Source organism: Pseudomonas sp. NFACC51 (assembly GCF_900103575.1).
GTDB lineage: Bacteria > Pseudomonadota > Gammaproteobacteria > Pseudomonadales > Pseudomonadaceae > Aquipseudomonas > Aquipseudomonas fluorescens_Q.
On the sequence record NZ_FMXH01000001.1, the window covers coordinates 700,335 to 713,138 of the forward strand.

A 12,804-nucleotide genomic window follows, 5' to 3' on the forward strand; every position below is an offset into this window, starting at 1 on the left:
GTCTCTATCAAGGGGTTTCCTGGATAAATCCACGATTATTGGTTTAACTATTCGTGATATCTAAATAGTGAGGCGTGAGATTGGACCGATTACAGGCCATGCAGGTGTTCCGGCGCATCGTTGAACTGGGCGGTTTCGGCAAGGCGGCCGATGACCTTGGACTGCCCCGGGCCACCGTCAGCCTGCTGATCCAGCAGTTGGAAGCCCATCTGGGCGTGCAACTGCTGCAACGCACCACCCGCCAGGTGCGCGCAACGCTCGACGGGCACGCGTATTACCAGCGCAGCGGCCAGTTGCTGGACGACCTTGATGACCTGGAAAGTTCGCTGTCGGTGCAACGGAGCCAGCCGCGCGGCACCTTGAAGGTGGACATGCCCATTGCCTTTGGTTGCACCTGGATCCTGCCGCGCCTGCCGGATTTCTACCGGCGCTACCCGGCGTTGCAGTTGGACATCGGTTTCCACGATCGCCAGGTTCATCTGCAGCGCGAAGGCGTGGATTGTGCAATCCGCGCCGGCAATGTCGTCGACCAGGCGCTGGTGGCGCGCCCCATCGTGCGCCTGCATCAACTGACGTGTGCCAGCCCTGGCTATCTGGCCCGCGCCGGCACGCCCGGGCGGTTGGACGATTTGACGGCGCACCGGGCCATTGGTTTTGCGTCCGGCAATGGGCGGTTTTTCCCGTTTGAATTCGAGGTGGCGGGGCGGCTGCGCGAAATGCAATTGCCCAGTGACTTGAACGTCAACAATGCCGACGCCTATGTGACCGCCTGTGAAGCGGGATTCGGCTTGATTCAGGTGCCGCGTTATCACGTGCAACGGCAATTGGCCGAAGGCCGGCTGGTGCAAGTGCTCGGCCACTACAGCGTGCCGTCGTGGCCGATCTCAGCGGTGTACCCGCCCCATCGACAGTTGTCGCCCAGGGTGCGGGTCTTTATCGACTGGGTGATCGAGCTGTTGCAGGGAGACGCGGCTGCCCAGATGGCACTGATGGAGAGGGTGTAGAGCAGTGCCGAATCGCTGTGGGAGCGAGCCGCTATCAGAGATTCGATCGTTCCCGCGTGGGAATGCCGCTTCGGACGCTCCGCGTTCGGCTTTTGAGTGGACGCAGAGCGTCCATGGCTGCATTCCCACGCGGAGTGGGAACGATCGACAGGTTGTGTGGTTTCACGGAAAGTGTTGGTTTTGCCCAGGGCCTCAAGCCTTGACCCAGCGTTGACGGCTCCAGCTGCTCAACGTATCGACCGCCAGAACCAGCAACAGCATCGCCAGAATCACCGTACTGCCTTGGGCCTCCTGGAACAGGCTGAGGCTGACGTAGAGCATTTGCCCCAAGCCCCCGGCACCGACGAAGCCGAGCACGCTGGCCATGCGGATATTGTTTTCCCAGCGGTACAGGACATACGCCAGTAGCTGGGGCAAGAGGTTGGGCAGTGTGCCGTAGCAGAACGCCAATACCGCATTGCCACCTTGCAGGCGGATGGCGTCGGCAGGTTCCGAAGGGGTATTTTCCAGGGCTTCGGCGAACAGCCGGCCGAGCACGCCGGTGGTGTGCAGGGCCAAGGCAAGGGTGCCGGCATTGGGGCCGAGCCCGGCGGCCAGGACCATCAGCGCCGCCCACACCAGTTCCGGAACCGCGCGCAAGGCATTGAGCACCAGCCGCGAAGCACTCTGCAGGGGCCAGCCGAAGCGCCCGGCCGCAGGCAGGGCCAATAGCAGGCCGAACACCGCTGCGAGCAGGGTGCCGAGGGCGGACATGGCCAGGGTTTCCAAGGCGCCGTGACCGATGGCTTTCAGATGGCCCGGGCTCAGGTCCGGGCTGAGAAAGCGCTGCGCATAAGCGCCCATCTGGTGCAGGTTGCCGCTGTCGCCGAGTTCGCCCAAGTCGATGCCCAGGTAGACGAACGAGGCGATAACTGCCGCACCGATGCCCAGGACAATGACCGCGTTGATCAGGCGATTCATGCCAGCCTCCAGCGCAGCAGGCGGCTGAGTTGATCGGCGAGCAGCACCAGCACCAGGAACGTCAGCAGCAGGCTGGCGACTTCACCGCCGGCGAACATTCGCAGCGACAGGTCCATTTGCTGGCCCAGCCCTCCGGCACCGACGAAGCCCATCACTACCGAGGCGCGGATGGCGCATTCCCAGCGATACACCGTGTACGACAACAGTTCCGCCGCGACATTGGGCAGGATCCCGTAGCAGAAAGCGGCGAGCCGGCTGCTGCCAGATTGCAAGAGCGCGTGGGCCGGACGCTGGTCGACCGACTCGTAGATTTCCGCGTAGACCTTGCCCAGCATGCCGCTGTAGGTAATGGCGATCGCCAGTACGCCGGCCGTGGGACCGAGGCCGACAGCACGGACGAAGAGCAAGGCCCAGACGATTTCCGGGACGCTGCGCAGGAAGATCAGCAGGCCGCGCACAGGCCAGCGCAGCAGTTGGCCCCAATACCCCGGGTGCCCGGCACGGGAGGCCGCCGACAGCGACAAGGCGCGGCTGGCCAGCAGGCTCGCGGGCACCGCCAACAGCAGCGCCAAGGCCATGCCGGCCGTGGCGATCGCCAGCGTCTGCAAGGTGGCTTGCCACAGCAGTTCGACAAATTCGTCGCCATGGGCTGGAGGCCAGAAGGCCGCTAAAAACCGGCCCATTTCGCTCTGGCTGTCCCCCGCCACCAGCACGCGAAGGTCCAGTTCGCTGAACTGGATGCCCGGCCACAGCAACACGAGGGCCAGCAGACTGAGCAGCAGGCGAGGGCGGGTGGCGGGGTCTCGGGTATCGCGTGTCAGCATCGGGGGATCTGCACGCTCAAGGAAGAGGGGGGTGTTGGCGAAGACTGTAGCTGTTCGTTGGCGTAGAGCGTGTCGAGCAACGAACGGTCGACCGCCTCGGTTGGCAGGTCGAACAGGATCTGCCCGTCCCGCAGGCCAATGACCCGGGAAAAGTGCGCCAAGGCCAGATCCACCGCATGCAGGCTGGCGACCAGGGTGACGTTGTGTTCCCGGGCGTGGCGGCAAAGCACCGAAAGCGTGTGCTCGGCCAATACCGGGTCCATGGCCGAAACCGGTTCGTCGGCCAGCAGCACCTCTGGCGCCTGGTACAACACCCGGGCAATGCCCACGCGTTGCAGTTGGCCGCCGGACAGCTGCTGGCATTGCGCGAACAGTTTGTCGCCCAGGTCCAACTGGGCCAATGCCGCCCTGGCACCTGGAATATCCAGCGGGTGCAACAGGTTCAACAGGCTTTTGCCGACGCCCCACTGGCCGAGCTTTCCGGCCAGGACTGCCGTGACCACACGTTGGCGCGGCGGCAGAGGGGGCGATTGGTGGATCAGGCCGATGCGTGCGCGCAGGCGTTGACGCTGGCGGGCAGACAGCTGCCAGGCGCGTTCGCCGAGCAACTGCAGCTCGCCGTTACCCGGGCGCAGGGCGGTGGCCAGCAGGTTGAGCAGGCTCGACTTGCCCGCGCCGGACGGGCCGATGATGGCGACCTGCTCACCGGCGCCGATGTGCAGGTCAATGCCCCGCAGCGCCTGGACGCCGTTGGCATGGGTAACGCTGACCTGGGTCAGTTGCAGGGTCATTTGAGCAGTTCGGCGGCGCGTGCGGCTTCCTCGATGCCCTTGTAGTTCTCAGGCTTGGTTTCGATGAAGCGACTGGCGGCTTGCAGATCGAGGATTTCCTTGTCCTTCGGGTTGGCCGGATCGAGTGCCAGGAAGGCTGCCTTTATCTTGGCCGCCAACGCTGGGTCGAGGGTACCGCGCACCGTCCAGTTGTAGTCGAAGTAGGCAGGGGTGGTGGCGAAGACCTTGACCTTGGTCGTGTCGACCTTGCCGGCAGCGACCAGTTTTTCCCAGACACTGGCGTTCAGTACGCCAGCGTCCACCTTGCCGGCCTGGACCCAGGCGACGGTGGCGTCATGGGCGCCCGAGTAGCCCACGCGACTGAAGTAGCTTTCAGGCTTGATGCCGTCCTTGAGCATGAAATAGCGCGGCATGAGGCTACCGGACGTCGACGACACCGAACCGAAGGCAAAGGTCTTGCCCTTGAGGTCGGCGAGGGATTTAACGGCCGGATCGGCGGTGATGAATTTACTGGTGAACTGGGCGTCCTGTTCGCGCTGTACCAGGGGAATGGCATTGCCGGTTTTCAGGCGTGCCTGCACGAAGGTGAAGCCGCCCAGCCAGGCCATGTCGATGCGGTCGGTGGCCAGCGCTTCGACCACGGCGGGGTAGTCGCTGACGGGTACGAACTCGACTTTCATGCCGGTTTGCTGTTCCAGATAGGCACCCAGCGGCTTGAACTTGCGCAGCAGCTCGGTCGGGGCCTCATCGGGAATCGCACTGACTTTCAAGGTGTCAGCGGCCTGGGTCAGCAGGCTGCTAAAAGACAGGGCAACGCCGACGGCCAATGCCAGGGAACGCTTGAGCATGGAGGATCTCCGGTACATGAAGGCAAGGAATGGTGAAGCATCACGCCCACGGGGATGGCGGTACGCCGCTCTGTGAGGGTAGACGAAGGAGAGCGATATTAACCGTTTCTGGCCTTGAACTCACTCATTCCCCCGTGGCGAGGGAGCTTGCTCCCGCTGGCCTGCGCAGCAGGCCCCAGCATGCTGACAGGCAGACCGCATTGTCTGGTTTTGCGACTGCTGCGCAGCCGAGCGGGAGCAAGCTCCCTCGCCACAGGTTCTGGGTTGTCTGGGTTGACGCTATCGCGAGCAAGCTCGCCCCACAGGGGGGAGGCGGGCGGGAGAACCGGGGCCTCGTCGGGTGAGGCCTCGGCGAATGAGAGGTCAGAACAGCTTGGTGAACAACCAGTAGAGGCTGCCGGAAAGGAGGATGGCAGCAGGCAGCGTCAGTACCCAGGCCATCACCAGGTTGCGAATGGTGCGCATCTGCAAGCCCGAGCCGTTGGCGACCATGGTGCCGGCCACGCCGGAGGACAACACATGGGTCGTGGACACTGGCAAACCGAACATGTCGGCGGCGCCGATGGTCAGCATGGCGACGGTTTCGGCCGAGGCACCTTGGGCGTAGGTCAGGTGGGACTTGCCGATTTTCTCACCCACCGTCACCACGATGCGCTTCCAGCCGACCATGGTGCCCAGGCCGAGGGCGATGGCCACGGCGATTTTCACCCACAGTGGAATGAACCGCGTGGAATTGTCGATCTGCTGTTTGAACAATTGCAGCTGGGCGCTGGTGTCGGCGTCGAAGTTGCCGACCTTGTTCTTGTCCATCAGGCGAATGGTTTCGCTGGTCAGGTACATGTCGTTGCGCACGTTGCCCACGGTTTCGGCGGGGACCCTGGCCAGCGAGCCGTAACCCTTGACCTCGGCGCCAATGCTGCCGGTCATCGCAGCCAGGGCCGGAACCAATTGCGGCGTCGCCTCCTTGCTGCCCACGTAGGTGGAAAGGATCGCTCGCGGATTTTCCGGGGCCGGCAGCGGCGAGTGCTTGACCAGGGCTTGCTGGGTGACTTGCGCCACGGCGGCGAATTGCAGTGCCTGGTCGGCCGGCATGGTGCGGTTCAGCGCATACGCCATCGGCAGGGTGCCGACCAGAATCAGCATGATCAGGCCCATGCCTTTCTGACCGTCGTTGGAGCCGTGGGCGAATGACACGCCGGTGCAGGTCAGGATCAGCATGCCGCGTATCCACCAGGGCGGCGGAGTATTGCCTTCCGGGGCCTTGTACAGCGAGCGGTTCTTGACGAAGGCCCGCAGGGCCAGCAGCAGCAAGGCAGCGCAACCGAAACCCACTAGCGGCGACAGCAGCAACGCATAGCCAATCTTGGTCGCCTGGGCCCAGTCCACACCGCTGGTGCCGTCACGCCCGTGCATCAGGGCATTGGCGACGCCCACGCCGATGATCGAGCCGATCAGCGTGTGGGACGACGACGCCGGCAAGCCCAGCCACCAGGTGCCCAGGTTCCACAGGATGGCGGCGATCAGCAGGGCGAAGATCATGGCGAAGCCGGCAGAGGAACCGACTTGCAGGATCAGTTCCACCGGCAGCAGGGCGATGATGCCGAAGGCCACGGCGCCGCTGGAGAGCAGCACCCCGAGGAAGTTGAAGAAGCCCGACCAGGCCACGGCGAAGTTCGGCGCCATGGAGTTGGTATAAATGACGGTGGCCACGGCGTTGGCGGTGTCGTGGAAACCGTTGACGAATTCGAAGCCAAGGGCAATCAGCAGCGCCACGCCCAACAGCAGGAACGGTGTCCAGGTGGTCACCACGGTGCCCAGTTCGTTCATGTCGTGCATCAGGCTGTAGGCGGTAAACAGCAAACCGCAGCCCAGCACGGCGAAAAACACCACCAGGGTGATTACACTCGGCTTGTGGTTGAGCTGCGGTCTTGAACTGGGGGCGATGGAACTCGATGAGTCCATGACCAGGGTCTGGTTTGTCATGATGAAATCCGATTCGGTGAGCAGTGGGGTTGTAAGGCTCGGTGCCGGGCATCCCTGGCGGGCTGTGAAAGTCCCGGGGCACGATACGCGTCGGTGGCTTCGGACTGCGCAAGCATCTTCTTGTCGTCCCGCTGTGGCAGTTCGATGGCCGGCAATCGCACCGCTTCATCCACGCTAGTTGCAATTTGTTACATGGCGGTGACTGACATCTGTGCTTCACGCTCTTTCCCCTGGCTAAAACGTTTTTCCCAAGGGGATGTCGGCAAGATTGGGGTTATCGATTGCGCTCGACCGCGCAAGGGGCGCCCGGAGTTTCCCCAACAAGCGTCTGCTTGCATGGCAACGTGCAAGGTGTGTCATCCAGGTGTCATCGAAGCTATGGCAGGATCTTCGCAAACCATCGTGGGAAGTCCGGCAGCGCCTGTGCCTGCTGGCTGATGAAGCAAGGAACACCGCTATGAAAGGCGACGCCCCCCTGTTCGCGGCCATTGACTTGGGCTCTAACGCCTTCCGCTTGATGATCGGCCAGTCGGTCAAGCGCAATCGACGCCTGGTGATCCAGGAAGTGAAAACCCTGCGTGAGCCGGTCCGATTGGCCGAGGGCCTGCAGGCCGGGGCGTTGGACGAGCTGGCGCTGGATCGGGGCTGGCAGGCGCTCGCCCGATTTGGCAAGAAACTGCGTGGCTTTGAAGCCGCAAGGGTGCGGGCGGTGGCGACCAGTGCCGTGCGCGAAGCGGCGAATGCCCAGTTGTTCCTGGCCAGTGCCGAGCGGCACCTGGGGTTTCGGATCGACGTGCTGTCCGGGCATGAAGAGGCCCGGCTGGTGTATGCCGGTGTTGCCCATACCGTGCCCGGTGTCGAGCGCACGCGGCTAGTGGTGGACATCGGCGGTGGCTCGACCGAACTGATTCTGGGGCAGGGCGCTCAACCGCTGCTGACGGAAAGCATCGCCATCGGCAGTGGCACCTTTGGTGCGCGTTACTTTCGGGGTGGAAGCATCACCGCCCAGGCGCTGTTGGAGGCTGAGCGGGTGGCTGTCCTGCAGTTTGAACAAGTCGCGGCGGGTTATCGCGCCCAGGGCTGGCAGCAGGCAATCGGTTCTTCCGGTACGGCGCGGATGTTGGCCAAAGTGCTCAAGGCCAATGGTTTCAACGATGTTGGGCAAGGCGGCATTACCTACGGTGGATTGTTGCGTCTGTCGCTGCGGTTGCTGGAAGTCGGCCATGTCGACCGGCTCAGACTGGCCGGCTTGCAAAGCCATCGCCTGGGCATCCTGCCCGGTGGCCTGGCGATCATGCTGGCGGCATTCAAGGTCTTCGGTATCTCGCAAATGATTGCTTCCGAGCCGGGCCTGAGGTTCGGCGTTCTGCATGGCCTGATGCATCAGCACTGATCACTGACGGTTGTTGCCCATTGCCGTCTATCAGCAATGGCTCAATTTCGAGCATCGACGCTTCTTCGGCGACCCCTTCTTTACCAGATCATCCAGCATTTCATCGCCTGGGCAGTCGGTACGTCCGGTGATCGCAAAGCGTGGGCCTGGATCAGGATGATTGCGTGAACGGGGCTTTTCGCTCTTTCGATATGCAGTCAGTGAAGGCACAATGCGCATCCTTTTTTGGCTCGCCTTGCCCGGAGGCCTCGAAAATGATCAAAACGCCGTACTACCTCATCGACAAACAAAAGCTGCTGGCGAACATGCAGAAGATCGCCTATGTGCGTGAGCAGTCCGGGGCCAAGGCCTTGCTGGCGCTCAAGTGCTTCGCCACCTGGTCGGTGTTCGACCTGATGCAGCAGTACATGGACGGCACCACGTCGTCGTCGCTCTATGAGCTCAAGCTCGGCCGGCAGAAGTTCGCTGGCGAGACCCACGCCTACAGTGTCGCCTGGGCCGACGATGAGATCGAGGAGATGCTTGCCAACTGCGACAAGATCATCTTCAACTCCATCGGCCAGTTGCAGCGCTACACCGAGGCGTCGGCCGGTAAGGTCCGCGGCCTGCGGGTCAATCCGCAAGTGAGCAGCTCCGATTACCTGCTGGCCGACCCGGCGCGCCCCTTCAGCCGTTTGGGCGAATGGGATCCGGTGAAAATCGAGCAAGTCATCGAGCATATCTCCGGCTTCATGTTCCACAACAACTGCGAGAACGGCGATTTCGGTTTGTTCGACCAGATGCTGGGCACTATCGAAGAGCGCTTTGGTCACTTGCTGCATAAGGTCGAGTGGGTCAGCCTCGGTGGCGGCATTCACTTCACTGGCGAGGGCTACGCTCTGGACGCCTTCTGCGCACGGCTCAAGGCTTTCTCGCAGAAATATGGCGTGCAGGTCTACCTGGAGCCGGGCGAGGCCGCGATCACTCAGAGCGCGTCGCTGGAAGTTACCGTGCTCGACACGCTCTACAACGGCAAGCACCTGGCCGTGGTGGACAGCTCCATCGAGGCGCACATGCTCGATCTGCTGATCTATCGCCTGGACGCCAAGCTGGCGCCGAGCGAGGGCGAACACACCTACATGGTGTGCGGCAAGTCCTGCCTGGCCGGAGACATTTTCGGCGAGTACCAATTCGATCGTCCGCTGTCCATCGGCGATCGGCTGTCGTTCATCGACGCAGCGGGCTACACCATGGTCAAGAAAAACTGGTTCAACGGCCTGAAAATGCCGTCCATCGTAGTGAAGCAGCTCGACGGCAGCGTCGAGGTGGTTCGTGAGTTTGTTTACGACGACTATCTGTCCAGCCTGTCTTGAGCTGGCGGAAGGAGAAATGAAGAAATTGAAGAAGAACGTACTTATCATTGGTGCAGGAGGTGTCGCCAAGGTGGTGGCCCACAAGTGCGCGCAGCACAACGACGAACTCGGTCGTATTGCTATCGCGTCGCGCAACATCTCCAAATGCCAGGCCATCATCGACAGCGTCAAGGCCAAGGGTAGCCTCAAGCAACCCGCCGACATCAAGGCCTTTGCACTGAACGCTCTGGATGTCGAAGCGACCAAGGCGCTGATTCGCGAAACCGAGTCGCAGATCGTCATCAACGTCGGCTCTGCCTTTCTCAACATGTCGGTGCTGCGTGCCTGCATCGATACCGGCGTGGCCTACTTGGACACCGCCATCCACGAAGAACCGGGCAAGGTCTGCGAGACGCCGCCCTGGTACGGCAACTACGAGTGGAACCACCTCCAGGAGTGCCAGGAAAAGAACATCACCGCCATTCTCGGCGTGGGCTTCGACCCGGGCGTGGTCAATGCCTATGCGGCACTGGCGCAGCAACAGCATTTCGACCGCATTGATTCGATCGATATTCTCGACGTCAATGCCGGCTCCCATGGCAAATATTTCGCCACCAATTTCGACCCGGAAATCAATTTCCGCGAATTTACCGGACAGGTGTGGAGCTGGCAGGACAGCCAGTGGACCAGCAACACCATGTTCGAGGTCAAGCGCACCGACGACCTGCCGGTCGTAGGCTCGCAGAATCTGTACCTGACCGGCCACGACGAAGTGCACTCGCTGTCGAAGAACCTCGACGTGCCCAACGTGCGTTTCTGGATGAGCTTCGGCGAGCACTACATCAACGTGTTCACCGTACTGAGGAACCTCGGCCTGCTCTCCGAGCAACCGGTCAAGACCGCCGAAGGCCTGGAAGTCGTGCCGCTGAAAGTGGTCAAGGCCGTGCTGCCTGACCCGAGTTCGCTGGCGCCGGGCTACACCGGCAAGACCTGCATCGGCGACCTGGTCAAGGGCGTCAAGGATGGCCAGCCGCGCGAGATGTTCATCTACAACGTGGCCGACCACGAGGACGCCTACGCCGAAACCGACAGCCAGGGTATTTCCTATACCGCAGGTGTGCCTCCCGTGGCCGCAGCCTTGCTGGTGGCCCGTGGCGAGTGGGACGTGCAGCGCATGGTCAACGTCGAGGAGCTGCCTGCCGAGGCGTTCCTCGAGGCGTTGGATGTGATGGGCTTGCCGACGCGCATCAAGGACGAGCATGGAGACCGTCCCTGGAACCAAAACGCCTGAAGGACGCCAGGCAGGTTCCGTTCCGACTCTCCCGATAGGAACTCTTGAAGAAATGCTCCGTATCGAAAGGTACGGAGCATTTTTCGTTTATGACATTGATCGTTCCCACGCTCTGGTGGGAGTGCATCCCGTGACGCTCTGCGTCACCTTGCAGAAGCGGAACGCGGAGCGTCCCTGGCGGCGTTCCCACGCGGAGCGTGAGGAACGATCGTTCACAGTCCCGTCACCTGATCGTTCCCACGCTGCGTGGTAATGCATCCCGTGACGCTCTGCGTCACCCTCCAGAAGCGGAACGCGGAGCGTCCCTGGCGGCATTCCCACGCGGAGCGTGAGGAACGATCTTCCACCGCCTCCGCAACGTCGGCTCAAGGAAGGTCCTTGAGCGGTGCGGGTCGTGCCTGAAGCGCTGTCGGGTGGCGAGGAAATCGAGGGCGGAGGCCGTTTTGTGTTGTCGATCTAGAACGTTAATCCGCGCAGGACCGCCATTGGGCCACGTGTACTGCCAGCGTCCATGTTTCGTAATCAGACATTCCTGCTCTCCTGCTCCTTGAGCAGATCCAGTGTCCTTGAGTCGACCTCCAGCCCACCCTCCAACGCCAGGGCATACACGGATTGCCCGCCCGCAGCCGCTGCAAAAAGCGTCATGCAGGAGGCGAACTTCATGGCATCGATGGTCCCGAGGAGTTTCTCCAAAGCGGCTCCCGAGTCCAGTACGGCACGAGTCGCGCGTTCGAGTCGCGGTCCCAGAAGCGGGTGCTGCAAATAGTCACGCGCCTCGTCGATGCCGCGCAGGCCATAGTAAGTGGCGTTTTCGCTGACACCCAGGCCGCGTAATTGCGGAAATATGAACCACATCCAATGGCCTTCCTTGCGGCCACGCCGCAGCTCCAGCAAGGCATGGTCATAGGTAGACGCTTGCGCCTGGATAAAACGCTCCAGTGATTCGGTCATGCGAGCCTCCGGTAGGGTTTCAAGGCTGAAGAATGAACCAGACAAGAGCAGAACCTATAGCACACTTGCGCTATAGCGCCGTTCGGCAAAGGCGCCAGGCACTTTGCGTGAGTCGGGATGGGGATAGACGCCTGGCCAAGGCAAGGCGTCTATCCAGTTAGCGCTTACAGCCAGTACCGCAGGCCGAGCATCAAGGACTGGGCGTTGTATTCGGTTTTCACATCGGCTGGGACCAGGCCCTGGATTTTGCCGAAGTTCGCTTCGCCGGTCTTGAAGTAGCGGTAATCCAGGGACATGGACCAATGGTCGCTCAGCTCGTAAGCGACGCCTGCGCCGAGTTGCCAGGCCGAGACGGTGTCGCGATGGGTGCCGCCGAACTCGACGCCACCGGCCTCCAGGCCCTTGATGGTCAGCACCGCGTAGCCCAGGCCACCGCCCACATAAGGTGTGAACCGGCTCAAGGGGGCAGGCAGGTTCGGGATGTCATACCAGAGGTTGGCCATGAGGCTGCTGGCTTCCTCTTCGCCTTTGCCCTCGATGCTGCTCCCGCCCTCGTAGACCCGGTTATTGAATTGGTCCAGGGTGTTGCGGCGGTAGCTCAGCTCCACCTCGGGCCGTAGCCCGACCGGGAACCGCCAGCCCAGTGCCAGCCCGGTGGCGTAGCCCGAGTGCAGCGGTTGGTTGTATTCCATCTCGACGAAATCATTGTTGTTCTGGGTCAGGTCCTGTTTGGAGACCCAGTTCACGCCGCCCATGCCACTGATGTAGGGGCCGAGGTTATCGGCGAAACTCGATGCTGGGGCAATAGCCCCCAGGCCAACGATTGCCATGAGCAGATACTGGGTGTTTTTCTGTAGGTTCATGCTAGATCCGAAATGTGCTGTTATCGATAAGTAAGCAAAGCGAGCCCGGGAAGGCGCGTTCTGCACGCCTGCTTCCGGGAGGCATTCACACGAGGTGCAAAGGCGTCGCGGTTTTCTCGTGTCCTGGGGTGCCGATGGCCCGTTGTTCAGCCAGCGTGCACAGGTTGTCCAGTGCCGTGGTCATCGCTGCGGTCAACGCTTTGCGCAGCAGTGCGCGGTACAGGAAACTCAACGGCCCGGAAATTTTCGCGCTATGGATGACATGGGTTTCATCGGGAGAAAGCCTGCGCATCTGATGATCGAATTCGAGGTCGATCCACAGCAGCCGTGCACTGTTGCGATAGCTTTCGTGCAGGCTCACGGCTTCCAGTTTCAGTGGCATGTTCAAGCCATTCTTGAGCACACATTTGCCGCGTGTTCCCGCCTGGAAAGGACCGTCGAGTTGACACTGGCGAACGTCGGTATCCCATAACGGCGCTTCTGCAAAATTGCTCCAGATCTTCCAGATTTCAGAAGGGGGCGATTTGACTATGACTTGCACTTTGACATCGTTCACGGCGACACC

Annotated in this window: 12 protein-coding genes; 4 read left to right on the forward strand and 8 right to left on the reverse strand. The window is 61.8% G+C overall.

Annotated elements, in window-relative coordinates:
- Positions 1–80 precede the first annotated feature (80 nt).
- Positions 81–1,004, forward strand: coding sequence for a LysR family transcriptional regulator (locus BLT00_RS02985; protein WP_092141945.1), 924 nt, complete (start codon positions 81–83; stop codon positions 1,002–1,004).
- A 192-nt stretch (positions 1,005–1,196) separates the two neighbouring features.
- Here BLT00_RS02985 and phnE (BLT00_RS02990) read toward each other — a convergent pair whose 3' ends face one another.
- From phnE (BLT00_RS02990) to BLT00_RS03015, 5 genes are all read right to left on the reverse strand, one after another.
- Positions 1,197–1,964, reverse strand: a complete 768-nt coding sequence (gene phnE / locus BLT00_RS02990; RefSeq protein WP_092141942.1) for a phosphonate ABC transporter, permease protein PhnE — start codon at positions 1,962–1,964, stop codon at positions 1,197–1,199.
- On the reverse strand, positions 1,961–2,788 hold the full coding sequence (gene phnE / locus BLT00_RS02995; RefSeq protein WP_092141939.1) for a phosphonate ABC transporter, permease protein PhnE: 828 nt from the start codon (positions 2,786–2,788) through the stop codon (positions 1,961–1,963). Before phnE (BLT00_RS02995) ends, phnE (BLT00_RS02990) begins: the two co-directional genes overlap by 4 nt.
- On the reverse strand, positions 2,782–3,579 hold the full coding sequence (locus BLT00_RS03000) for a phosphonate ABC transporter ATP-binding protein (RefSeq protein WP_092141936.1): 798 nt from the start codon (positions 3,577–3,579) through the stop codon (positions 2,782–2,784). Before BLT00_RS03000 ends, phnE (BLT00_RS02995) begins: the two co-directional genes overlap by 7 nt.
- Entirely contained in the window at positions 3,576–4,427 is an 852-nt protein-coding gene (locus BLT00_RS03005; RefSeq protein WP_014339226.1) for a putative selenate ABC transporter substrate-binding protein, read from the reverse strand. The genes BLT00_RS03000 and BLT00_RS03005 overlap by 4 nt, the downstream gene beginning before the upstream one ends.
- A 363-nt stretch (positions 4,428–4,790) precedes the next feature.
- A complete protein-coding gene (locus BLT00_RS03015) occupies positions 4,791–6,410 on the reverse strand; it encodes an inorganic phosphate transporter (protein ID WP_092141930.1) in 1,620 nt (539 codons plus the stop codon).
- Between the two features lie 457 nt (positions 6,411–6,867).
- Between BLT00_RS03015 and BLT00_RS03020 the strand changes: the two genes are divergently transcribed.
- From BLT00_RS03020 to BLT00_RS03030, 3 genes are all read left to right on the forward strand, one after another.
- Positions 6,868–7,803 (forward strand): Ppx/GppA family phosphatase, encoded by a 936-nt coding sequence (locus BLT00_RS03020; RefSeq protein WP_092141927.1) that lies wholly within the window; start codon positions 6,868–6,870, stop codon positions 7,801–7,803.
- Between the two features lie 254 nt (positions 7,804–8,057).
- Positions 8,058–9,155 carry a carboxynorspermidine decarboxylase gene (locus BLT00_RS03025; protein ID WP_058545429.1) on the forward strand — a complete coding sequence of 366 codons (1,098 nt, stop codon included), beginning with the start codon at positions 8,058–8,060 and terminating at the stop codon, positions 9,153–9,155.
- Between the two features lie 25 nt (positions 9,156–9,180).
- Entirely contained in the window at positions 9,181–10,425 is a 1,245-nt protein-coding gene (locus tag BLT00_RS03030) for a saccharopine dehydrogenase family protein (RefSeq protein WP_092142723.1), read from the forward strand.
- A 522-nt stretch (positions 10,426–10,947) separates the two neighbouring features.
- Here BLT00_RS03030 and BLT00_RS03035 read toward each other — a convergent pair.
- From BLT00_RS03035 to BLT00_RS03045, 3 genes are all read right to left on the reverse strand, one after another.
- Positions 10,948–11,376, reverse strand: coding sequence for a DUF1810 domain-containing protein (locus tag BLT00_RS03035; RefSeq protein ID WP_092141924.1), 429 nt, complete (start codon positions 11,374–11,376; stop codon positions 10,948–10,950).
- Positions 11,377–11,540: 164 nt separating this feature from the next.
- A complete protein-coding gene (locus tag BLT00_RS03040; protein WP_092141921.1) occupies positions 11,541–12,239 on the reverse strand; it encodes an outer membrane protein in 699 nt (232 codons plus the stop codon).
- An 85-nt stretch (positions 12,240–12,324) separates the two neighbouring features.
- Entirely contained in the window at positions 12,325–12,795 is a 471-nt protein-coding gene (locus BLT00_RS03045) for an SRPBCC family protein (RefSeq protein ID WP_092141918.1), read from the reverse strand.
- Between the last annotated feature and the right edge of the window lie 9 nt (positions 12,796–12,804).

Excerpts from the sequence above, each read along its gene's own strand:
- phnE (WP_092141942.1), bottom strand. The coding sequence starts at position 1,964 with ATGAATCGCCTGATCAACGCGGTCATTGTCCTGGGCATCGGTGCGGCA.
- phnE (WP_092141939.1), bottom strand. The coding sequence starts at position 2,788 with ATGCTGACACGCGATACCCGAGACCCCGCCACCCGCCCTCGCCTGCTG.
- BLT00_RS03000 (WP_092141936.1), bottom strand. The coding sequence starts at position 3,579 with ATGACCCTGCAACTGACCCAGGTCAGCGTTACCCATGCCAACGGCGTC.
- BLT00_RS03005 (WP_014339226.1), bottom strand. The coding sequence starts at position 4,427 with ATGCTCAAGCGTTCCCTGGCATTGGCCGTCGGCGTTGCCCTGTCTTTT.
- BLT00_RS03015 (WP_092141930.1), bottom strand. The coding sequence starts at position 6,410 with ATGACAAACCAGACCCTGGTCATGGACTCATCGAGTTCCATCGCCCCC.
- BLT00_RS03020 (WP_092141927.1), top strand. The coding sequence starts at position 6,868 with ATGAAAGGCGACGCCCCCCTGTTCGCGGCCATTGACTTGGGCTCTAAC.
- BLT00_RS03025 (WP_058545429.1), top strand. The coding sequence starts at position 8,058 with ATGATCAAAACGCCGTACTACCTCATCGACAAACAAAAGCTGCTGGCG.
- BLT00_RS03035 (WP_092141924.1), bottom strand. The coding sequence starts at position 11,376 with ATGACCGAATCACTGGAGCGTTTTATCCAGGCGCAAGCGTCTACCTAT.
- BLT00_RS03040 (WP_092141921.1), bottom strand. The coding sequence starts at position 12,239 with ATGAACCTACAGAAAAACACCCAGTATCTGCTCATGGCAATCGTTGGC.